Origin of the sequence: Candidatus Symbiopectobacterium sp. NZEC151 (genome assembly GCF_025962655.1) — a bacterium.
Lineage (GTDB): Bacteria > Pseudomonadota > Gammaproteobacteria > Enterobacterales > Enterobacteriaceae > Symbiopectobacterium.
In genome coordinates, this window is sequence record NZ_JAGFPE010000011.1 from 49134 (window position 1) to 71872 (window position 22739).

20 protein-coding genes are annotated in these 22739 nt (G+C 57.0%); 11 read left to right on the forward strand and 9 right to left on the reverse strand.

Translation table 11 applies throughout. The features are described from left to right. Positions 1 to 27 precede the first annotated feature (27 nt). The 6 genes from fhuE to hrpB all read right to left on the reverse strand — a co-directional run bounded on the left by fhuE (position 28) and on the right by hrpB (position 11528). Positions 28 to 2310, reverse strand: coding sequence for a ferric-rhodotorulic acid/ferric-coprogen receptor FhuE (gene fhuE / locus J5067_RS22650; RefSeq protein WP_264652070.1), 2283 nt, complete (start codon positions 2308 to 2310; stop codon positions 28 to 30). Between the two features lie 211 nt (positions 2311 to 2521). Beyond that, positions 2522 to 4507, reverse strand: coding sequence for a Fe(3+)-hydroxamate ABC transporter permease FhuB (gene fhuB, locus J5067_RS22655; RefSeq protein ID WP_264652090.1), 1986 nt, complete (start codon positions 4505 to 4507; stop codon positions 2522 to 2524). Continuing rightward, positions 4494 to 5408 (reverse strand): Fe(3+)-hydroxamate ABC transporter substrate-binding protein FhuD, encoded by a 915-nt coding sequence (fhuD, locus tag J5067_RS22660; protein WP_264652071.1) that lies wholly within the window; start codon positions 5406 to 5408, stop codon positions 4494 to 4496. The genes fhuB and fhuD overlap by 14 nt, the downstream gene beginning before the upstream one ends. A 2-nt stretch (positions 5409 to 5410) precedes the next feature. Continuing rightward, on the reverse strand, positions 5411 to 6238 hold the full coding sequence (gene fhuC / locus J5067_RS22665; RefSeq protein WP_264652072.1) for a Fe3+-hydroxamate ABC transporter ATP-binding protein FhuC: 828 nt from the start codon (positions 6236 to 6238) through the stop codon (positions 5411 to 5413). 214 nt (positions 6239 to 6452) lie between these two features. Continuing rightward, the gene (gene mrcB, locus J5067_RS22670) at positions 6453 to 8930 is read right to left on the reverse strand and encodes a bifunctional glycosyl transferase/transpeptidase (protein WP_264652073.1); all 2478 of its coding nucleotides are present in this window, start codon (positions 8928 to 8930) and stop codon (positions 6453 to 6455) included. 135 nt (positions 8931 to 9065) lie between these two features. Next, positions 9066 to 11528 (reverse strand): ATP-dependent helicase HrpB, encoded by a 2463-nt coding sequence (gene hrpB / locus J5067_RS22675; protein ID WP_264652074.1) that lies wholly within the window; start codon positions 11526 to 11528, stop codon positions 9066 to 9068. A 166-nt stretch (positions 11529 to 11694) separates the two neighbouring features. On the opposite strand from hrpB, the gene thpR reads away from it, so the two are divergent. The 9 genes from thpR to panD all read left to right on the forward strand — a co-directional run bounded on the left by thpR (position 11695) and on the right by panD (position 19049). Further along, on the forward strand, positions 11695 to 12237 hold the full coding sequence (gene thpR, locus J5067_RS22680) for an RNA 2',3'-cyclic phosphodiesterase (RefSeq protein ID WP_264646003.1): 543 nt from the start codon (positions 11695 to 11697) through the stop codon (positions 12235 to 12237). Between the two features lie 4 nt (positions 12238 to 12241). Further along, a complete protein-coding gene (sfsA, locus tag J5067_RS22685; protein WP_264652075.1) occupies positions 12242 to 12973 on the forward strand; it encodes a DNA/RNA nuclease SfsA in 732 nt (243 codons plus the stop codon). A gap of 179 nt (positions 12974 to 13152) precedes the next feature. Next, positions 13153 to 13608, forward strand: coding sequence for an RNA polymerase-binding protein DksA (dksA, locus tag J5067_RS22690; protein ID WP_196905643.1), 456 nt, complete (start codon positions 13153 to 13155; stop codon positions 13606 to 13608). Positions 13609 to 13710: 102 nt separating this feature from the next. Further along, positions 13711 to 14568: a tRNA glutamyl-Q(34) synthetase GluQRS gene (gluQRS, locus tag J5067_RS22695; RefSeq protein WP_264652091.1), complete on the forward strand. Its 858-nt coding sequence runs from the start codon at positions 13711 to 13713 to the stop codon at positions 14566 to 14568. Between the two features lie 243 nt (positions 14569 to 14811). Then, complete coding sequence (pcnB, locus tag J5067_RS22700; RefSeq protein WP_264646048.1) at positions 14812 to 16215, forward strand: polynucleotide adenylyltransferase PcnB; 1404 nt, start codon at positions 14812 to 14814, stop codon at positions 16213 to 16215. Further along, entirely contained in the window at positions 16212 to 16703 is a 492-nt protein-coding gene (folK, locus tag J5067_RS22705) for a 2-amino-4-hydroxy-6-hydroxymethyldihydropteridine diphosphokinase (RefSeq protein ID WP_264652076.1), read from the forward strand. The genes pcnB and folK overlap by 4 nt, the downstream gene beginning before the upstream one ends. Positions 16704 to 16799: 96 nt before the next feature. Further along, positions 16800 to 17594, forward strand: a complete 795-nt coding sequence (gene panB / locus J5067_RS22710) for a 3-methyl-2-oxobutanoate hydroxymethyltransferase (RefSeq protein WP_264652077.1) — start codon at positions 16800 to 16802, stop codon at positions 17592 to 17594. 185 nt (positions 17595 to 17779) lie between these two features. Beyond that, on the forward strand, positions 17780 to 18634 hold the full coding sequence (panC, locus tag J5067_RS22715; protein WP_264645999.1) for a pantoate--beta-alanine ligase: 855 nt from the start codon (positions 17780 to 17782) through the stop codon (positions 18632 to 18634). Between the two features lie 34 nt (positions 18635 to 18668). Then, positions 18669 to 19049 (forward strand): aspartate 1-decarboxylase, encoded by a 381-nt coding sequence (gene panD, locus J5067_RS22720; RefSeq protein WP_264645998.1) that lies wholly within the window; start codon positions 18669 to 18671, stop codon positions 19047 to 19049. A gap of 33 nt (positions 19050 to 19082) precedes the next feature. On the opposite strand, the gene J5067_RS22725 is transcribed toward panD, so the two are convergent. Next, positions 19083 to 19853 carry an ABC transporter permease gene (locus tag J5067_RS22725; protein ID WP_264645997.1) on the reverse strand — a complete coding sequence of 257 codons (771 nt, stop codon included), beginning with the start codon at positions 19851 to 19853 and terminating at the stop codon, positions 19083 to 19085. Next, positions 19850 to 20803, reverse strand: a complete 954-nt coding sequence (locus tag J5067_RS22730) for an ABC transporter ATP-binding protein (protein WP_264645996.1) — start codon at positions 20801 to 20803, stop codon at positions 19850 to 19852. The genes J5067_RS22725 and J5067_RS22730 overlap by 4 nt, the downstream gene beginning before the upstream one ends. 114 nt (positions 20804 to 20917) lie before the next feature. Here J5067_RS22730 and can point away from each other — a divergent pair, with 114 nt between their 5' ends. Beyond that, positions 20918 to 21559: a carbonate dehydratase gene (gene can / locus J5067_RS22735; RefSeq protein ID WP_264645995.1), complete on the forward strand. Its 642-nt coding sequence runs from the start codon at positions 20918 to 20920 to the stop codon at positions 21557 to 21559. Between the two features lie 44 nt (positions 21560 to 21603). On the opposite strand, the gene hpt is transcribed toward can, so the two are convergent. After that, the gene (hpt, locus tag J5067_RS22740) at positions 21604 to 22140 is read right to left on the reverse strand and encodes a hypoxanthine phosphoribosyltransferase (RefSeq protein WP_264645994.1); all 537 of its coding nucleotides are present in this window, start codon (positions 22138 to 22140) and stop codon (positions 21604 to 21606) included. A 287-nt stretch (positions 22141 to 22427) separates the two neighbouring features. On the opposite strand from hpt, the gene J5067_RS22745 reads away from it, so the two are divergent. Then, positions 22428 to 22736 carry a hypothetical protein gene (locus J5067_RS22745; RefSeq protein WP_264629232.1) on the forward strand — a complete coding sequence of 103 codons (309 nt, stop codon included), beginning with the start codon at positions 22428 to 22430 and terminating at the stop codon, positions 22734 to 22736. Positions 22737 to 22739 lie beyond the last annotated feature (3 nt).

The window sequence follows — 22739 nt, forward strand, 5'->3', positions numbered from 1 at the left end:
CGATTGCACGATCGGGGCGTCTGCGCATCAGAAGTTGTAATTCACACTCATCGACACGCTGCGCGGCGCGCCATAGGCATAGTTGTCACTGAGGGCGCTGTAATAGTTCTTATCCAACAGATTGTTGACGTTGGCCTGCACCGCCAGCTGTTTGTTGATCTGGTAGCGACCAAACAGGTTAACCAACGGATAGCTTCCCTGATGCACACGCGTTGCCCCATTCGGCCCCGAGGTATCCACAAAGGTGCCGTTCTGCCAGTTTACCCCGCCACCCAGCGTCAGTTCCGGCAGCATCGGCAACTGGTAGCGCGTAAACCATTTCAACGAGGTTTGCGGTAGCTGGCTGTTTACCCGGTTATCCGCCGCGTCTTTGGCAACGTAACGTGCGGCACCGAACGTCATCTGCCAGTTATCCGTCAGGGCACCGTTCAGTTCCAGCTCCACGCCTTTACTGGTTACGCCTTGCGCACCGTAGTAAGCCTGATCGCTCGACCCAGTGACCTTGTTACTGCCATCGGTCTGCGCCAGATTATCCTGCTCGATGCGGAACAGCGCCATGGATGCCGTCAGGCGACCATCAAACCAGTCGGATTTCAGACCGGTTTCATAGTTTTTGCCTTCAATCGGTGCCAGGTAGTTGCCGTTAACACTGCGGTTATCTTGCGGCTGGAAGATAGAGGTGTAGCTGACATAGGCAGAGAGGGTGTCATTGATGTCGTAAATCAACCCGGCATAGGGCGACACCTTGTCTTTGCTGAAGCTGGAGGTCATGCCGCCCGTGCTCCATTCGGTATAGCGCGCACCAGCCACCAGCGCCAGCGGGTCGGCCAGCGAAAAACGGGCCGCACTGTAGACCGACCGTTGATGCACGGTATCATCCGAACTTTTGATCTGCGCCTGCCAGTTCGGTTCCGGCGCACTGCCGTTCCAGTTGTAGTAATTGCCCATATCCGCAACCGTCACCGCATCGTTCGAGGCGTAGTAGTAGTTGCGCTGGCGACTGAAACCTACCCCGGTAACCAGCTCATGCTGGCGCCCCAGCAGTTCGAACGGACCGCGCACGTAAGTTTCCAACGCGTCCAGTTTGCGTGTGCCAGTAAACCAGCCAGCACCGCCCGCCAAGCCCTCGCCGGTGGTTTGATCGGGGAAGGTGCCTGATTTGGCAGGATCTTTCACGCCATTAGCATCATAATAATCATAAGGTGAAGCGTACATCAGCTTGTCATCAAACTTGGTTTCCGCATGGGTACTGTTGATATGCCAGTCCCAGCCGTTATCAAACATATGGCTGAACTGGGCGAAAACCTTGTTGGTCTCGATGTTGTAATAGGCCCAGTTTGGGGCGGGATTGAAGCTGCGATCGAAGTGGGTACGGTTGCCGTTACTGAACCAGGTCGGCAAGCCGCCCCAGGTTGAACCGGGGGTTTTGCTTTCCTGATAATCGTAGCCGAATGACAGCGTGGAATTATTGGCCAGATCCGCATCGACAATGCCGGAAATAAATTTTTTGCGCTTATGGTAACGATCGAGCCAGCTATCCTGATCCTGATAGCCGGCAATAATACGCCCGCGCACGTTGCCGGATTCGGTCAAGGGCGCGGAAAGATCGGTCACATAGCGTTGGTTATTCCACGAGCCGTAACTGGCGGAAACATTGCCGGTCACTTCCTTGCTGGTGGCGTGTTTGCGCACCATATTCACCGTTGCGGAGGGATTACCGGTTCCGGTTAGCAGGCCGTTGGCACCGCGCACCACTTCGATGCGGTCATAGATCGCGGTATCTCCCAGCGCGTCACCAAAATTCCAGGCTTCGGATACCGAAGTGGGGATATCGTCAATGACGAAATTGTTGATGTAGAAACCGCGCGCATAGTAGCCAATGCGTTCACTGTCGGTATAGTTGCCGGTGACACCAACCACGTTATCCAACACGTCGCCCACCGTTTGCAGGTTCTGATCCTGCATGCGCTGTTTATTCACGATGGTGATGGATTGCGGAATATCACGCGGACTTAACAGCAAGCGCGTCCCCGCCGAGGTCAATTTGGTGCTGTAGTCGCCGGGCACATCCTGCCCCGCAGCCCCCCCGGTGGCGGTGACCACCAGCGTGTCGCCACTTTTTTTACCCGGTGATGAGGCAGATTGTGCAGCGCTCTGATGGGTGTTGTCACCCACCGCAGTGCTGGTCTGTGCCGCCCCCGCCAGAGCGGGCCACAGTGCAGCGCCCACACACAGCGCCAAAACAGAAAAACCGCTTACCGATTCCATTGCCTGAACCGACTTCGCACAGCCAAACCCTTTTCCTTTCATAACGATCCCTTAAGCGTACATCATGCTGACACGACACCGTGTTACCTGGCTATCATCGGTTTAACGCCCGACAATGGTCGTGCCCCTGAAGCACCAATCTACATATTGAGCCTACATAATATTAGATAATGGGAATCACAGTGAGAAGGATTTGCATTTGATATGTAAATAGGATTTACCTGTTGGCACGGTTTTTCCTGCCAACAGGGGGTTAATGGGTGTGTTTACGCAGCAGATAAATAAAGTAAGGCGCGCCGATAAAGGTCGCCAGCAGGCCAGCGGGCACCTGATTAGGAAACAGGATCATGCGGCCCGCCCAATCGGCCAACAGCATCAATATGCCGCCAATCAATGCCGAGCAGCAAAGCTGAGGGATCACGCGGGAAAATCCCATCATGCGCGCCAGATGCGGCGCCATCAACCCGACAAAGCTGAGTGGTCCCACCGTCAGGGTTGCCATCGCGGTCAACACCGATGCCAACAGCAAAATCAGCAAGCGCACTGGCGTGACAGCAACGCCCAACGCCTGAGCCGTCACGCTGCCCAACGGCAAAATGCGCAACCAACGCTGGCACAATGGCACCATAAGGGCTAACACCAGTGCCACACCCGCGGTGTTGATCGCCTGTTCAGATTCAACGCCGTAGGTTGAACCGGAAATCCAGGTGATGACACCGCTCATGCGCGGATCGCCGCTCGCTAACAGCAGCGTAAGCACGGTGGAAAATGCGGTACTCAGAGCAATCCCGGCCAATAGCATGCGCTGCGTAGAAAACCCACCGCGACTGGCGATGGTGATCATCACCAGCAATGTCAACGCCGCGCCCGCGCTGCCCGCTGGCAACTGCCATGCGCTGGTGTCTCCCGGTATCAGGAACAGCAATAGAATGACCCCGGTCGCGGCACCCGCACTGATGCCCAACACTTCCGGGCTGCCCATCGGGTTAGCCGTCAGTTTCTGAATCAGTGTGCCTGCCATCGCCAGCATCATGCCCGCCGTCAGTGCCGCCACCGCGCGCGGCCAGCGCCAGGGCAACAGCTGTGCCAGCTCCTCACCGTGGCTCCATTGCCAGCCTTGTGCGCCTTTACCCAGCATCAGCGCTATTGCCAAAGCGCCCAGCAACAACACTATCCCTGCCAGCAGCCAGCGTCCCCAACGGGGTGCGGCGGCGTTAATCTCTCCAGATGGCACCAGCGCAGGCTGGTGCGTGGTGCGTAAGCGCGGCAGCAGCCATAGCAGCAGTGGAGCACCAATCAGCGCCGTCACCGCGCCAGTCGGTACTTCACGCCAGACGCGGGTCAGCCACAGCACGGTTTGATCGGTCAATCCCAGCAACAACGCCCCTAACAATGGCGCCAGCCAGAGCCGTTGCCACACGCGGCGAGCGCCCAGCATGCGGGCCAGCAACGGGGCAAACAGGCCAACAAAGCCGATAATCCCCGCCACGTTCACCAGTTGTGCGCTGAGGAAAATCGCGACGCCGAGCGTGGTTAAGCGCGCCAGCACCAATCCCAATCCCAGATTACGTGCCACGCCATCATCCAGCCCCAGCAGGGTCAGCGGGCGCAACAGCAGCAACGCTAGCGCAAAGCACACCAGCAACCGGGGAAGCAGAAACGCCACGCGGCTCCAATCCTGCTGGTTCAGCATGCCGCTGCTCCACAAAAACAGGTTTTGTAGCTGCTCATGGTTAAACAACACCAGCAGTTGATTGACGGCAGCACAGTAAAAACTCAGCACCAGCCCAGCGAGCAGCAACGTAATCGGTGACATCTGCTTGCCCCATGAAAGGCCAAACACCAGTACGCCGATACCGAGCGCCCCCGCCATCGCCATCCACTGCTGCGCCGCTTCGCCGCCCGGCAGCATCCATAAGGTTGCAACCGTCACCCCGAGTTGAGCGCCGGTGGCAATGCCCAGCGTAGCCGGTTCCGCGAGCGGGTTGCGCAGCACCTGCTGAAACAGCAGCCCCGCTAACCCCAGCCCCGCACCGACCAGCAGCGAGAGTGCCACACGCGGCAACAGGCTGTAATGGAACAGCAGTTGGCGCAAATCCTCCGGTTCAGGGTTTGTCACGGCCTGCCACCACGTCGCCGTTGGCAATGCCTGGCGCAGATTGACAGCCATCATCAACAGCAGCAACGCCAGCAGGCTGGCAACCGTCAGCACCGCGCCAGAGCGCTTAGACGCTGGCATCATGGCGAGCCTCCTGCGCATCCTGCAATACCTGACAAAAACGCATTGCAGACAGCGTGCTGCCATACAACCACACCGCGGGCACCCGCTGCCAGCGCTGTTGGCGCACAAACGGCAGCGCCTGCCATAACGGGCTGCGTTCTACCTGCGCCATCATGGCCTCGTCGCCGTGACCAAAACAGATGGCGTTGGCATCCTGAATGTCTGCCAGACGCTCAACGCCCACCACCACGCTGCCCCAGAAACTGGTTTCTTCACGCCAGGCATTTTCAATGCCAAGTTCATCCATCACTTCCTGAAACAGGCTGTTCTTCGCGATAATCAAGACGTGCGTGCTGTCGATAAAAGAGAACAGCAGCAGCGGACGACGGGTGTAGGACTGCAACTGCACCTTGGCCTGCTGCATAAACGTTGAGAAGGTGTGCAGATGCTGCTCTGCGGCATCAGGGATGGCTAACCGCTGCGCCAGTTGGCGCAGCGACGCTTTTGCCATAGTCAACGGCCGCCCGGCGTCGTTGTTAAAGGTGAACCCCATGGTCGGGGCAATACGCGACATTTTCTCTACCGACGGGCCGTAGCCCGCAGAGTAGACCATCAACGAAGGCCGCAACTGCGCCAACAGTTCCATATTAGGTTCAGTACGGAAGCCGACATCAATCACCGACTCGGGCAGTTGCGGCTCCGCAACCCACAGCCGATAATTCGGGATTTCAGCCACACCCAGCGGCGTAATGCCCAGCGCCAGCAGCAGCTCAGCAGGCAACCACTCTAGCGCCACGATACGACGCAGATCTGGCGGTGTCTCGGTTTTTGCCCAGGCAGAGAAGCACAGAGGGGAAAGCAACAGCGCCGTCAGCACGCGACGGCGATCGTGATTAATGTGATGGGATAACGAAGCCATGTTTAGCACACAAAGCTGACTGGCGCACCGCCGCCAGGATGCGGCAGGATCCCCATCGGAATGCCGTACACCGCCTCAAGCACCTGCGGCGTCATGATGGCATCAGGCGTCCCCTGTGCAATCATTTCCCCACCGCGCAGCGCTACCAGATAATCGCAGTAGCGCGCCGCCATATTGATATCGTGCAGCACGGCGATCACCGTCAGCCCCTGCTCACGGCTCATACGTTGAATCAGGGCCAGTACCTCAACCTGATGCGCAATGTCTAACGCCGATGTCGGCTCATCCAGCAGCAGACAACGGCTGTCCTGCGCCACCGTCATTGCCAGCCAGGCGCGTTGACGTTCACCGCCGGACAGGCTGTCCACCAGACGGTGAGCGAACGGCTTCAGCCCCACGACGGCGATAGCATTTTCCACCTTTTCGCGATCGGTACTGCCAAAGCGCCCGAGCGCGCCGTGCCACGGATAACGCCCTAGCGCCACTAGCTCACGCACCGTCATGCCTTCCGCAGCCGGGAGCTGTTGGGGCAGATAAGCAACCTGTCGGGCAAAGGATTTGCTGTCCCAGCCGGGCAACGGCGTGTCCTTGACCGATATCACCCCGGTACTCGGCGTTTGATGACGCCCCAGCATCTTCAACAACGTTGATTTGCCTGAGCCGTTGTGACCAATCAACCCGCACACTTTACCGATGGGAAATGTCAGAGAAAGCGGATGCAGCAGGGTGCGACCAGGCACAGAGAAGCTGACATCGTCGAGACGAAAGGTGGTATCCGGCCCATTATCAGCCCGCACCGATTCATGAAAAGACGTGTCTGGATTTTGCATAACCGTCGTAACCCGTTGTTGCTGTCCGCCGTTCGTCAGGTAGCGGCGCTTTTCACCGTGGCGCTACCGACGCAAAAGAGAACGATAATGATTATTATCAAGAGCGGGAATGATAGGCGGACAGGATCCCTCTCGCAAGAGTTTTAAACCCAAAAAGCACAACGCCCCGGCGCAGGTCGCGTCGGGGCGTTGTTCATCAACCTAAACCACGTGGTTACTGACCAAACATCTCTTTGATCCAGTCAGCGACACCGCTGTCGTTTTGCTGGGCAGGCGCCTGTTGTTGCTGTTGGGAACTCTGGCACAGCGCCTGCGGATTCTCCGTCCACACCGGCAATGCCCGGCCTGCGCTGCCATTACAGATAAACTGACCACCACCGTCAACGGTCATGGTGGCGATGCCTTCCGGCGGCGTCAGCATCAGCGCCAGCGGCGTCTGGTTTTCCAGATAGCGGCGATAAAGGGTTAACGCACCGTTGGCACCGGTCAGTTTTGCCGGACCGTTGTTATCACGCCCCACCCAGGCGATCGCCACTTCTTTGCCATCAATACCGGCAAACCAACTGTCGCGCAGGTCGTTGGTGGTCCCGGTTTTCGCCGCCAGATGGTAATTGGGGAACTTCACCGCCAATGAGCGTGAGGTACCGCGCTCAACCACTTGCTGCATGCCATACAGCGTCAGGTACGCCGCCTGGGCTGGCACCGCACGCTCGGCCTGCGGGAAGCTTTGATACAGCACGCTGCCGTCTTCCGCAATCACCGAACGCAGCGCCGACAACGACGCGCGATTACCGCCGCTGGCGATGGTTTGATACTCCTGCGCCACTTCCATCGGCGTCAGGCTGATGGCCCCCAGCAGCATGGCGGGCACCGGTTGGATCACTTCTTTCGGGATCCCGAGGCGTTGGAGCGTGATGCTGATCTGATCCAGACCGACCTTCATCCCCAGATTGACCGTCGGCACGTTAAGCGAGTTGGCTAATGCATCCACCAACATCACACGTCCACGGAACTGACGATCGTAGTTGTTCGGCTGCCACACCTGCCCGTTCGGTTGCTTGAGCGAGAGCGGCTCATCCGCTAACCAGGTGTTGAGACGGAAGGTGTCGGGCTGACTCAACGCGGTCAGGTAAGTCGGGGGTTTTGCCAGTGAACCCACAGGACGACGCGCCTGCATCGCACGGTTAAAACCGGCGTATTGGGTTTGAGCACCGCCCACCATGGCGCGAATTTCACCGCTGAAACGATCGACAACCACCATGGCCGATTCCAGATCGTTAACGTTACGCGCCGCGCGCAACGCCGGAATCCCCTCCTCCACCGCTTTTTCAGCCGCATCCTGCGACACCGGATCCAGCGTGGTGAAAATCTTCACGCCAGAAAGATCCTTTACCTTATCCCCCAGGCGCTGCTGCAACTCTTGGCGCACCAGTTGCATAAAGGCGGGCTGCGGTGTGATCACCCCCCCTTTCGGCTGCACCCCTAACGGGCGAGCGCTCAGCATGTTGTAGAGGTCTTCGTCAATAATCTGCTGGTTTTGCAGCAAACGCAGCACCAGATTACGGCGCTCTAATGTCAGTTGCGGGTTACGCCACGGGTTATACAGCGAAGCGCCTTTTACCATGCCGACCAACAGCGCCTGCTGATCCAGACTCAGTTCATTGACCGGACGACCGAAGTAGTAAAGGCTGGCAAGCGGGAAACCGCGAATCTGATCGTTGCCACTCTGGCCGAGATACACTTCGTTCAGGTACAGCTCAAGAATGCGATCCTTGCTGTAGCGGTAATCCATGATCAACGCCATGTAGGCTTCGTTCGCCTTACGCCACAGGGATCGTTCATTGGTGAGAAACAGGTTTTTCACCAACTGCTGCGTCAGGGTACTCCCGCCCTGCACCGCACGGCCTGCCGTGATGTTCGCCAGAAAAGCACGGCCAATAGAAAGGAAGCTGATGCCGTCATGCTGATAGAAATGGCGGTCTTCGGTCGCGACCAGCGTGTCGACCAGTAAATCAGGGAAACCGGAGCGCTGCACAAACAGTCGCTGCTCCCCGTTGGGGGATTGCATCATGGTGATCAGACGCGGATCGAGGCGGAAGAAACCAAAATTGCGTTGGTTCTCCAGATTTTGGATCTGAGCCAAACGATCGTTGGTAAAGATCAGTCGGGCGTTGATCTGCCCTTCCTTGCCATCGGGGAAATCAAACGGGCGACGAAGTATATCAATGGTGTTGCCACGCACGCTGAATTCGCCCGGCCGGGTGATGCGCGATACCTGACGGTATTGCATCCCTTCCAGCAGGTTTATCATCTCTTTCTGGCTGTAGGACATGCCCGGCTCGAGGTTCACCATCCGGCCATACACCGCCGCAGGCAGTTGCCACACTTTGCCTTCGATTCGGCTGCGAATCTGGCTGTCGAGATAGACGCCATACAGCGCCAGCACCACGGCGAAGACCAGCGATAGCTTAATGAACAACCCAAGCCAGCGTCTTTTTTTACGCGGTTTTTTGCTCATCTCGTCCTCATCGTCGTACTCGTCATCGTCTTCATCAATGTCATCCTGATAGACGTCATCCTCTTCTTCATAGTCATCCTTTCTACTACGACGCCGGGTCGCCTGAGGGCGCGGCGGTTTTCGTCCTGACGCTCTTCCTTTGCGTCCGATAGGTTCACGATCGTCCTGTGACATTGCGGTTACTTCTCCGTCAGGTTAATGACAATAACAGCACCACTATAGACGTTGGCGCTGACTGTCGTCGCTTACTCTGTTGTTCCGCCCGGTTTCAGAAAAGCAGAACCGTCCGAAATACGTTGCGATAACGTATCAGGGCGCTTGGTATTTCTTCGTGCGCCGCGTCGGCGCGGTATTGGCAGGATCGTCCGGCCATACGTGTTTGGGATAGCGCCCTTTCATCTCTTTTTGCACCTCACGATACGCCCCTTGCCAGAAGGCGGCCAGATCGCGAGTGATCTGCAAAGGCCGGTGCGCCGGAGAGAGCAGTTCCAGCACCACGGCAACGCGCCCTTCTGCCACCGTGGGGTTTTGCCGCTCGCCAAACATCTCCTGCATGCGCACCGCCAGCGCTGGCGGCCGATCGTGATGATAGCGCAACGGCAGATGGCTGCCGCCCGGTGCGGTATAATGGCGCGGCAGCGCACTTTCCAGCCGCTGCCACATTGGCCAATCCAGCAGGCGCAGCAGCGCGTCGTAAAGGTCAAGGTTTCGCAGAGTCCGCACATCGCGCACGCCGTTCAGCGAAGGCAGCAACCAGGTATCCAGCGTTGCCAGCAAAGCCTCATCGTCCATGGCGGGCCAGTTGCCCTCGGCGAGCCAACGCTGGGCGCAGGCCACGCGTATCCGCAGTTGTTCCGCGTCGGTTTGCCAGTTGAGTGCGGACAGACCCTGCTCGCGCACCCAGTTGAGCAGCGCCTGCTGCATGGCCTCCGCAGAGGGTTTATTCAGCGGCTGTTGGCGCAGCGTCAGACAACCGATCCCCTCACGTCGACTGGCGCGCAGGGTACCTTTTTCTTCATCCCAGTGCACGATGTTCTGTTCTGACACCAGGTCGGGGCGCTGCGCGATAAGCGCCTCAATATCCACGGGCAGCGCCAGCGTAATGCGCGCATCAGCGCTCTGCGTCCCTTCTGCCAACATCAGCGCGGGCGCAATCAGCCACTCCTGCGCCGCCAGCGGCTCATCCAATGGCAGGCGTGCGCCCAGCCCGCTCGCCAGTTGATAACGCCCATCGGCACTGCGCCGTTGGGCAATGCGATCGGGATAGGCAAACGCCAGCAGCGCAGGCAATGTGGCGAAGTGCTGTGGCTCGCGCCAGCTTGCCGATTTTCCCGCCAGACGCGTCATCAACTGCGTGGCACGCTGCCGCCAGGAGGGCGACGGCCGCGCAAGCAAACGCTCAATATCCAATGCCCCCGTGCGCGGCGGCTCTTCCAGCAGTGCCGCCAACAGACAGGCGGTAGCCTGCGTTTGCGCATCCTGCTGCGCGGTGCTGTGCAGCATCGCTGCCAAACGTGGCTCAATGCCCAGTCGGGCAATATGGCGTCCGCGGGTCGTGAGTTTCCCCGCGTTGTCGGTGACCTGCAACTGCGTCAGCAAACGACGCGCGGCATCAAACGCGGGCAACGGCGGGGTATCGAGCCAGGTGAGCGACTCAACGGAGGTGCAGCCCCATTGCAGCAGTTCAAGCCAGACGCTGCTCAAGTCGCTGTTCAGAATCTCCGGGCTGCTCTGTGCGGCGGCACGCTCCGCCTGCTCTTTCGCGCACAGGTGCACGCACAGGCCCGCTTCCAGTCGTCCGGCACGCCCTGCCCGTTGCGTCATCGACGCCTGACTGATGCGCTGCGTCACCAGGCGCGTCAGCCCGCTTTTCACATCAAAACGGGCCACGCGCTCCAGTCCACTATCGACCACCAGCCGGATACCTTCAATCGTCAGGCTGGTTTCTGCAATATTGGTGGACAACACCACTTTACGCCGCCCCGACGCGGCAGGGTGAATCGCTTTCTGTTGATCGGCCAGCGTCAGTGCGCCATACAGTGGGCAGATGTCCACATCGCTGGCAAGCGTCTCTTGCAGCATGGCTTCAACCCGTTTGATCTCGGCCACGCCGGGCAAAAACACCAACGCGGATCCGGACTGTTCCATCAGCAAACGGCGAATCTGCCGGGCAATGCCCTCTTCCAACCGCTCCTGGCTGCCCAACGGCTGATAATTGCGATCCACTGGGAAAGCCCGCCCCTGTGACACCACCGTCTCCGCCATCGGTAACAGCGCGGCCAGACGCGCGTTATCCAGCGTGGCGGACATGATGAGCAGCGCCAGATCCTCACGCAGCCCTTGCTGTACATCGAGCAGCAACGCCAATGCCAAATCTGCCTGCAAACTGCGCTCGTGAAATTCATCCAGAATCACCAGCGACACGCCCGTCAGTTCGGCATCCCGTTGCAGCATGCGTGTCAGCACCCCTTCGGTGACCACTTCGATGCGCGTCTGGGGGCCGACGCGCGTTTCAGCGCGCATACGGTACCCGACGGTGCCGCCCGGAGTTTCACCTAACTGTTCCGCTAGGCGCCACGCCACGTTTTTAGCCGCCAACCGACGCGGCTCGAGCAGAATGATCCGGCCAGAGAACCCGCCCATTTCCAGTAATTTTAACGGCAGCCAGGTGGATTTTCCCGCTCCGGTGGGGGCGTGCAGCAGCACCTGGGGCGCATGGCCTAACGCGTCAATCACCTCATTCAGCACGGCGCTGACCGGCGGTAAACTCACAGCATTCTCCTCTATAGCATCGTGAGAGCCACTTGGATCTCGGACAAAACGGCGCGTTCCTGACGCAATGCATGTTCGCACAAAATAGGGTATTGCGCGAAAGCGGTGGTTGTCGCCTTAGAGCGGGCATTGTAGCATCCTCGGTTATCTGCGTAGAGAGAGAGCCATGCTAACCACACGTCGCCTGTTTTTTGCCTTGTCCTTGCCTGATTCGCTGGCGCAAACGCTGGTTCAGTGGCGTGCGCAGCACTTTACCCCAGAGGCGGGACGCCCGGTCGCTGCCGCCAATATGCATTTGACGCTGGCCTTTTTGGGTGAGGTGAGTGAGCAAAAAGAGCGCGCCCTTCGGCTGCTGGCCGACAGGATCCGCCAGCCTGCGTTTCAGTTGCATCTTAATGATGCAGGCCAGTGGCCGCGTCCCGGCGTGGTATGGCTGGGCTGCCGTCAGGCACCGCGCGGCCTGCTGCAATTGGCCGCACTGCTACGATCGCAAGCGGCACGCAGCGGTTGCTACCAAAGCCCGCAACCCTTTCACCCGCACATCACATTGTTGCGCGGTGCCACGCGCCCCGTGGCGCTTCCCCCCGCCCATTTTGACTGGACGTTGTCTGCCGAGCGCTTTGCCCTGTATGAATCTCGCTGGGAGCAGGGAAAAACCTGCTATCAACAGTTAGCAGAATGGTCGTTAGCTCAGCACAACGCAGGATAGCCCGATGAACTTTACACCGCCGCTCAAACCGGCACGGTTGATTAAGCGTTACAAACGTTTCCTTGCTGATGTGGTTACGCCCGAAGGAGAAACCTTTACGCTGCACTGCGCCAACACCGGCGCGATGACCGGGTGCGCCACGCCGGGCGATACGGTGTGGTACTCCACCTCGGATCATCCCAAGCGGAAATACGCGCACAGTTGGGAACTGACGGAAACGGCGCAGGGTCACTGGATTGGTGTCAATACGCTGCGCGCCAATCATCTGGTGCATGAAGCGCTGCTGGCACAACGCATTCCTGAGTTGGCCGGTTACAGCCAAATCACCCCCGAAGTGAAGTACGGCACGGAGAACAGCCGCATTGACCTGCTGTTACAGGCACCTGGGCGGATTAACTGCTATATTGAGGTGAAGTCAGTTACATTATTGCAACAAACGCCGTTGCATTTGTCGCCTCACCAGGGATTTTTTCCCGACGCCGTGACACAGCGCGGACAAAAGCACCTGCGCGAATTGATGCAGGTGGTCGAAAACGGCGAACGTGCGGTGCTGTTTTTCGCGGTCCTGCACTCTGGCATTGCCGAGGTCGCGCCTGCGCACCACATCGATGCCCGCTATGCAGAATTATTTTGCGAAGCGCGGCAAAAGGGGGTTGAAATTTTTTGCTATGCCACCACATTATGCCCTGACGGTATTACGCTCACGTACCCGTTGCCGTTAACCGTAACGCGATAGAAGCGGCAGGAGGCTTTACCTGTTGTTTATTATCGGATGTGACGACGAGGTTCCTGACACGTTATCAGGCCTGTGACAGGAATTATTGCCAACCCCAGTTCCATCTGCTATTTATAGCGGCCTGTTTTTCTCCCCCTTAGGGATCGATAGTGCGTGTCGTGTTATGTAGGAGAAGCAACATGCAAGAAGAGCAAAACCGTAAGACATCTTCTCTGAGCATTCTCGCAATTGCCGGAGTGGAGCCGTACCAGGAAAAGCCGGGCGAAGAGTACATGAACGACGCCCAATTGGCTCATTTCAAGCGTATTCTTGAAGCATGGCGCAATCAACTCAGGGATGAAGTGGATCGCACCGTTTCCCATATGCGCGATGAAGCAGCCAACTTCCCGGATCCGGTCGATCGCGCCGCACAGGAAGAAGAGTTCAGTTTGGAACTGCGTAACCGCGATCGGGAACGCAAGTTGATCAAAAAGATTTCTAAAACACTACAGAAAATCGAAGACGAGGACTTCGGCTACTGTGATTCTTGTGGTGTTGAAATTGGTATCCGCCGCCTGGAAGCGCGACCCACCGCCGATTTATGCATTGACTGCAAAACGCTGGCGGAAATCCGCGAGAAACAGATGGCGGGATAAATCCCACAGTAGGGCGGAAAAGCTGTTCCGCTTTACGTTTTTGCCGTAGCGTCATCTCCCGGCACCGAATGCGGGAGTGACGTGCTGGCTTTGTTCACCCGTATGCCTGATACCCATCGTTATACCGGCCGCTTTGCCCCATCGCCTTCCGGCGATCTTCATTTTGGTTCCCTGATCGCAGCATTAGGCAGCTTTTTGCAGGCACGTGCTCATCGTGGCCGCTGGCTGGTGCGCATCGAAGACATCGATCCGCCGCGCGAAGTCGCCGGCGCGGCAAGCCGCATTCTTTCACAGTTGGAACACTATGGGTTGCTGTGGGATGGCCCGGTGCTTTATCAATCCCAACGGCATACCCGCTATCTGGAGGTGCTGGACGCGCTGAAAGCCCGCCATCTGTGCTATTACTGCGATTGCACGCGCCAGCGCATTCATTTGCTGGGTGGGCAGTATGACGGCCATTGCCGTACGCGCCAACTGGGGCCAACCGACGCCGCGCTGCGTTTGCGACAAGACAACCCGGTGCTGCACTTTCACGACAGACTGCGCGGAGAGTTATATGCCGACCCGGCGTTGGCGCAGGAAGATTTCATCATTCATCGCCGCGATGGATTATTCGCCTATAATCTTGCCGTTGTGGTGGATGACCACGATCAAGGAGTAACAGAAATTGTGCGCGGTGCCGATCTGATAGCCCCCACCGTCCGACAGATTGCGCTCTATCATCAGCTACACTATCCGGTGCCGGATTACATCCACTTACCGCTGGCGCTCAACGCGCAGGGCAATAAGCTTTCCAAGCAGAACCACGCGCCAGCGCTACCGGATGGCGATCCGCGTCCGGTGCTGTTGAGCGCGCTGCGTTTTCTTAACCAACCGGTGCCGGAGCACTGGCAGGATATGGCGTTGCCTGCGCTTTTGCAGTGGGCCGTTAGCCATTGGTCACTCGCGTCTATATCCTAAATAATTCGAGTTGCAGGAAGGCGGCAAGCGAGTGAATCCCGATGAGCTTACTCAAGTAAGTGATTCGGGTGAAAGCGTGTAGCCAACGCACCTGCGGCTTGAAGTATGACGGATATATTCCGTTAATCGGGGCATCCGATGTGGCTAAGGCAACATCGGCATTCTCAAAGGTGGCGCGGTGAGCTATGATTAGCCGCTATTTTTTGTTGTGCCGTTATTTTTTCATCACTATCGAGGTGTACCATCTTTACCCGAGTCGCTAATTTCTGTCGTAAGGTACTCAGCCGCGACAATGACGTGGCCACCGCGGAGCCCGTGCGTCAGGCCATGACCGTGATTCCGCGCGACCAGCATACCCTTTCGCGCAGTGATATCAGCGAAAATGCGCTGAAGGTACTCTATCGCCTGAACAAGTCGGGCTATGAAGCCTATCTGGTTGGCGGCGGCGTCAGAGATCTGCTGCTGGGGAAAAAGCCGAAAGATTTCGATATCACTACCAATGCAACGCCGGAGCAGGTGCGTAAACTATTTCGCAATTGCCGCCTGGTTGGCCGCCGCTTCCGCCTCGCTCACGTGATGTTTGGCCCTGAAGTGATCGAAGTCGCGACCTTTCGCGGCCATCACGAGCAACATCAGGAGCAGCAGCTAAAAACCACGTCTCAGCAGGCACAGAGTGGCATGCTGTTGCGCGATAATATTTTCGGCAGCATTGAAGAAGATGCGCAACGCCGCGATTTCTCCATTAACAGCCTCTATTACAGCGTCGCCGATTTCAGCGTACGTGATTACACCGGCGGGTTAAACGATCTGCATCAGGGTGTGATTCGGTTGATTGGCGATCCGGAAACCCGTTATCGGGAAGATCCGGTACGCATGCTGCGTGCTGTGCGTTTCGCCGCCAAGCTGAACATGACCATCAGCCCGGAGACGGCTGAGCCGATTCCGCGTCTGGCGGCACTGCTGCACGATATCCCCGCTGCACGTATGTTTGAGGAATCGCTGAAGCTGTTGCAAGCGGGCTACGGTTACCCGACTTACCGCCTGCTGTGCGAATATCAACTGTTTCAGCCGCTGTTCCCGTTGATCAGCCGCTACTTTACGCCTAACGGCGATAGCCATCTGGAAAACATGGTGGCGCTGGTGTTAAAGAACACCGACCAGCGGCTGCAAAATGATATGCGCGTTAACCCGGCGTTTCTGTTTGCTGCCATGCTGTGGTATCCGTTGATCGAGCATGCGCAAAAACTGGCACAGGAGAGTGGATTAACCTACTTCGACTCCTTCGCCCTTGCCATGAACGATATTCTGGACGAACAGTGCCGCTCCCTTGCCATTCCCAAACGCATCACCTCGTTAGTGCGTGATATCTGGCAGTTGCAACTGCGCCTGTCACGGCGTCAGGGCAAACGCGCTTACAAGCTGATGGAACACCCGAAATTCCGGGCTGCCTACGATTTGTTGAGCCTGCGCGCCGAAATAGAGCGTCAGCCAGAGTTGCAACGTCTCTCTCAATGGTGGGGAGAATTTCAAGTCGCCACGGTGCCACGCCAGCAAGCCATGCTCAGCACGCTGGATGACGGGCCTACGGCGCATCGCCACTCCCGCCGCCGTAAGCCAAGCGCGCCGCGCAGAGAAAGAACCTCGTGACACGCGTTTATCTGGCGCTGGGTAGCAACCTGGCGCACCCGCTGCAACAGGTTAACTCTGCGCTGGCGGCGTTGGATGCCGTGCCGCACACCCGCGTACTGCGCTGTTCACCGTTTTATCGCAGCCGCCCATTGGGCCCGCAAGATCAGCCCGACTATCTCAATGCGGTGGTGGCATTGGACACCACGCTCGCGCCGGAAATTCTGCTCGATCACACCCAAGCCATTGAGCAGCAACATGGGCGCGAGCGTAAAGCACACCGCTGGGGGCCGCGCACGCTGGATCTGGATATTCTGCTGTATGGCAATGAAACCCTCCACACCGCGCGGCTAACCGTGCCTCACTACGACATGAAAAACCGGGAATTCATGCTGTATCCGCTGGCCGATATCGCCCCGGACTTGCACTTTCCTGACGGTGAAGCGCTGGCATTACGCCTGTCCGTCGTGCCGCGCAACGGCATGACGCTGTGGGATCAGCAAGGCTAACATCACCGACGTTACATTTCCCCCTTCAACGGCTATGCCTTAAGCCAGGCTTCCTTTAAGATGCTCTCCTGACTTTTTGATTCTGGGAGGCTGCCTATGAAACCGACAACCCTGACCTACCTTCGCAAATGTAAGCAGGAGAAGCGTAAATTCGCGACCATTACCGCCTATGACGCCAGTTTTGCCCGCTTATTCTACGAAAATGGCATTCGCGTGATGCTGGTGGGTGATTCGCTGGGCATGACGTTACAAGGCCACGATTCCACGCTGCCAGTCACCGTCAGTGACATTGCCTATCATACCCGCTGTGTACGGCGCGGTGCACCGCTCTGTCTGCTGCTTGCCGACCTGCCGTTTATGGCTTACACCACGCCAGAGCAAACGTTTACTAACGCGGCGGAAGTGATGCGCGCCGGTGCTAACATGGTGAAACTGGAAGGCGGCCAATGGCTGGCTCCCACGGTGAAGATGCTGACCGAGCGCGCGGTACCGGTATGCGGCCATCTGGGCTTGACGCCGCAGTCGGTGAATATTTTCGGCGGCTACAAGGTGCAGGGACGCGATGAGGCTGCGGCGGCGCAATTACTGGATGACGCGTTAGTGCTGGAGGCGGCGGGTGCTCAGTTACTGGTACTGGAATGCGTGCCCGTGCCGCTGGCACAGCGTGTCACCGAGGCATTGTCGATCCCGGTTATCGGCATCGGTGCGGGCAACGTCACCGATGGTCAAATTCTGGTGATGCACGATGCGTTCGGCATTACCGGCGAGAACACCCCAAAATTTGCCAAAAACTTTTTGGCACAGAGCGCCGATATCCCCGCCGCCGCGCGTCTTTATGTGCAGGAAGTTGAGCAGGGACTCTACCCTGCCGAGGAACATTCGTTCCGTTAAATTAGCGTTTTCGCTGCCACAGCAGATATTGAAAATATAATGAACATTACCCTAAATAATTCGAGTTGCAGGAAGGCGGCAAGTGAAGGAATCCCGATGAGCTTACTCAGGTAAGTGATTCGGGTGAGTGAACGCAGCCAACGCATCTGCAACTTGAAGTATGACGGGTACAAAGGAGCAAGACCGTGTTGATTCTTGAAACCCCTTTGCTATTACGCCGTGAGATTCGCCGCTGGCGTCAAGAGGGGAAACGCATTGCATTGGTGCCCACCATGGGCAATCTGCATGACGGACACATGACGCTGGTAGACGAGGCGCGGGCACGCGCCGATATTGTTATCGTCTCCATTTTCGTCAACCCGATGCAGTTCGATAAGCCTGACGATCTGAAACGTTATCCACGCACCTTGCAAGAAGATTGCGAGAAGTTAACCCGGCGTAATGTGGATCTGGTGTTTTCCCCCTCGCCTGAGACAGTCTATCCCCATGGGCTGGGTCAGCAGACGTTTGTCGAGGTGCCGGGACTGTCTGCCATGCTGGAAGGTGCCAGCCGTCCGGGCCATTTTCGCGGTGTGGCAACCATTGTCAGCAAGCTGTTTAACATGGTACAACCCGATATCGCCTGCTTTGGTGAAAAGGATTACCAACAGTTAGCGCTGATTCGCCAAATGGTGCGCGATATGGGCTACGACATTGATATCGTCGGTGTGCCGATTGTCCGTGCACCGGACGGGCTGGCACTCAGCTCGCGCAACGGTTATCTTAGCCCGGAAGAGCGCCAGTCTGCGCCCGCGCTTAAACGCATCATGGATCAGATGGTAGATAAACTCAGCAACGGCGATCGCCAGCTTGAGGAAATAGTAACCAGTGCCGCAGAAGCATTGCGCGAAGCCGGGTTCACGCCCGATGAGCTCTATATTCGCGACGCGGATACGCTGCAAGCACTGACCGTGGCTAGCACGCGCGCGGTGGTATTGATGGCAGCCTGGCTGGGTAAGGCCCGTTTGATTGATAATCAGCAGGTCGTTCTGGTCGACTGACTGGCATGACAGACATAAACCGAGGTAACCGACAGTGATACGCACCATGCTACAAGGTAAGCTGCACCGGGTAAAAGTCACCCAGGCAGATCTGCACTATGAAGGCTCTTGCGCCATCGATCAGGATTTCATGGATGCGGCGGGCATTCTGGAATATGAAGCCATCGATATCTACAACGTGGATAACGGGGCGCGTTTCTCTACCTATGCCATTGCGGCAGAAAGAGGATCACGCATTATTTCTGTCAACGGTGCGGCGGCACGCTGCGCCTGCGTCGGCGACAAACTGATTATCTGCTCCTATGTACAGATGTCAGACGAAGAGGCGCGCACGCATCACCCGAAAGTCGCCTATTTCTCCGGTGATAACATGATGTCACGCCAGGCGAAGGCGATTCCGGTTCAGGTCGCCTAACAGCAACGGGGCCATCATGGCCCCGTTTTTCTCTCAACTGCGCAGACCGCGCCCGCGTTCAATCAGCCACCACGCCAGCACGTAAAACACCAGAATAAACACCAGCAACACCGTCATGGTGAAGACCAGCGGTACATCCTGAATGCCGAGAAAGCCGTAGCGGAAGCCGCTTATCATGTACACCACGGGATTGAGCTTGGACACCGCTTGCCAGAATGGCGGCAGCAGCGTCAATGAATAAAACACGCCGCCAAGGTAGGTTAACGGCGTCAGCACAAACGTCGGGATAAGGCTGATGTCATCAAAGGTTTTGGCAAATACCGCATTCAGCAAGCCGGCCAGTGAGAACAGTACTGCCGTCAGCAGCAGCGTAACCACCACTACCCACCAGGCGTGCACATGCAGCGGAACAAAAAACAGCGACACCGCGGTAACCAGCACGCCCACACACACGCCGCGGGCTACCCCGCCCCCCACGTAGCCGGCAATAATGATGTATGTCGGAACGGGTGCCACCAGCAGCTCTTCAATATTGCGCTGAAATTTGGCGCTGAAGAAAGACGCCGCGACGTTAGCATAGGCGTTGGTGATCACCGACATCATGATGAGCCCAGGAACGATAAACTGCATGTAGTCGAAACCGTGCATTTCACCGATGCGGGAGCCAATCAGGCTACCGAAGATGATGAAATAGAGCGTCATGGTGATCACTGGCGGCACCAGCGTTTGTATCCAGATGCGGCTGAAGCGGTTGATCTCTTTGGTCCAGATACTTTTCAGGGCGACCCAATATAACTGCGTCATGCTTTTTTTGCCTCCCCGCTGGCCTTCACTCGCTTCATCTTTTCACCGTTAACCATGGAGACGAACAGCTCTTCCAGACGGTTCGCCTTGTTACGCATACTCAATATTTGAATCCCTTGCGTGCTTAGTTGGCTGAAAACACTATTGAGTCCCTGCTCACGCATCACGTCCACTTCCAGCGTTGAGGTATCCGTCAGACGGTGGGCATACCCCTCCAGCTTGGGCAGCGGACTTTTCGGCGCTAAATCAAAGATAAAGGTTTCCGATTGCACGTTGGCAAGCAACGCCTTCATCGAGGTGTTTTCCACCAGTTCACCATTCTGAATAATGCCGATATTGCGGCACAGCATTTCCGCTTCTTCCAGGTAGTGCGTGGTGAGAATGATGGTAGTGCCCTGCGCGTTCAGCGCCTTGAGAAACCCCCACATGGAACGACGCAGTTCAATATCCACCCCGGCGGTCGGCTCATCGAGGATCAACAGCTTGGGCTCGTGCATCAAGGCGCGCGCAATCATCAAACGGCGCTTCATGCCGCCGGAAAGCATGCGTGCCTTTTCCTGGCGCTTTTCCCACAGATCGAGCTGCTTGAGGTATTTTTCCGCCCGTTGCAGGGCGTCCTGACGAGATACGCCATAGTATCCCGCCTGATGGGTAACGATTTGCAGCACCGTTTCAAACGGGTTGAAGTTAAACTCTTGAGGCACCAGCCCGAGTTGGCGCTTGGCGTTAACGATGTCGCGATCCAAATCGTAGCCGAAAACGCGCACCTTACCGGAAGATTTGTTTACCAGTGAGCTGATGATGCCAATGGTGGTCGATTTTCCTGCGCCGTTCGGTCCCAGAAGCGCATAAAAATCCCCGGCCTCCACGCGCAGATCGATACCGCGCACTGCCTTGACGCCCCCTGGGTACGTTTTGGTCAGTTTCTCCAGTTCAAGTGCATATGTCATAACAAGTTAACTAGCCCTATTATCAATGAGTGACTCAGTTTCGATTTTAAAACATTCACGCTTGCCTTATATTACCTTTCACTGCCCTTTTTTTGTCACAGGCCATTTACTTTCATGAAAGATATTGAAACGCTCATCGCCAACAACCAGCGCTGGTCAGACACCATGGTTGAAGAAGATCCGGGTTACTTTGAACGTCTGGCGTTGGCGCAAAAACCCCGTTTTTTGTGGATTGGCTGCTCTGACAGTCGCGTCCCGGCTGAAAGCTTGACCAGCCTTGCGCCCGGCGAACTGTTCGTTCACCGCAATGTGGCAAACCTGGTTATCCATACCGATTTAAACTGTCTTTCCGTGGTGCAGTATGCCGTTGAAGTGCTCGAAGTCGAACACATCATCATTTGCGGGCATTACGGTTGCGGTGGCGTGCAAGCGGCGGTAGAAAACCCTGAATTGGGGCTTATCAACAACTGGCTGCTGCACATCCGTGATTTGTGGTACAAGCATAGCTCGCTGCTGGGAGAATTGCCGCCCGAAGAGCGCTTTAACAAACTGTGTGAAATCAATGTCGTAGAACAAGTCTACAACCTGGGCCACTCCACCATCATGCAATCCGCCTGGAAACGCGGCCAAAAGGTCACGATTCACGGTTGGGTGTATGGCATCAAGGACGGTTTGTTAAGCGATCTGGAGGTTACCGCCACCAGCCGCGAAACGCTGGAACAGCGCTATCGCCGCGCCATCTCTTCCCTGATCTGATTTTACAGGGGCACGTTTTGTGCCCCTGCATCTGACGCGACGACTTATTCCTGCGGAATCACTTTGCCAACATAAGGCAAATGCCGATAGTGCTGGGCGTAGTCGATACCGTATCCCACCACAAATTCGTCAGGAATAGAGAAACCAACCCACTCAACTTTCACTTCGACTTCCCGACGCTCCGGCTTATCCAGCAGCGTGCAGATAGCCAGCGACGCGGGCTCACGCAGGCGTAGGATTTCGCGCACTTTGCTCAGGGTGTTACCGGAATCAATGATGTCTTCCACGATCAGCACATGTTTACCGCGAATATCTTCATCCAGATCTTTGAGGATCTTGACGTCTCGCGTGGAACTGGTACCGCTGCCGTAGCTGGACGCCGTCATGAAGTCCACTTCGTGGGAGACATCGATCGCGCGGCACAAATCGGCCATGAAAATAAACGAACCGCGCAGCAGCCCGACCAGCACCAGATCACTGTCACTGCCACGATAGTGCTGGCTGATTTCCTGGCCCAATGCGCTCACGCGCGCGCGAACGTCTGCCTCGGCAATCATGACGTCCACAGTATGTTTCATCATACACATCACTCGTTTTTAAAAAGGGCGACACCACAGCACTACGCAAGCACTACGCCGCTTTTTCGCAGCCTGTTTACGGTCTCGTTGAGGCGCGCAGTATAACGCCACAGGACAGGGTTCTCAATGATACAGGGAAAGGCTTATGTGCCGTTCATCGCCAGACGATCGCAAAATGACAGGAGTGTAAGTGAAGCGTTATCGCAGCATAAAACTGGGTAAAACGCATTGCGCCCCCCTGCCAGAGCGGCTTTGATAGGGCCTGAATTCAGCCAGCGAGAAAGGTCTTTATGAACATCACACATCCGCACCCTGCTCTTTTGTTTGCCCTGCTGTTAGGGATATCCTGGATAGCGCAGGCAGCGCCAGACACACCGCGGCCACAGCCGATGGATGCCCCGCCCTTTGCCAAAGGCGAGCTTCCCCCACCTCCCACACCGCCGCTTTACCAGGCCTCGATGCAAACCCACCAGCCCGCGGAAGCGCTCAACAAACTGATTGCCAACGCCCCGCAGGCGGAGAACAAAAACTATGAAGTGAGGGTGATGATTCGCGAACTGCCGGCACCGCCTTCTGAGGTAAAAAAAACCGACAAATAGCCC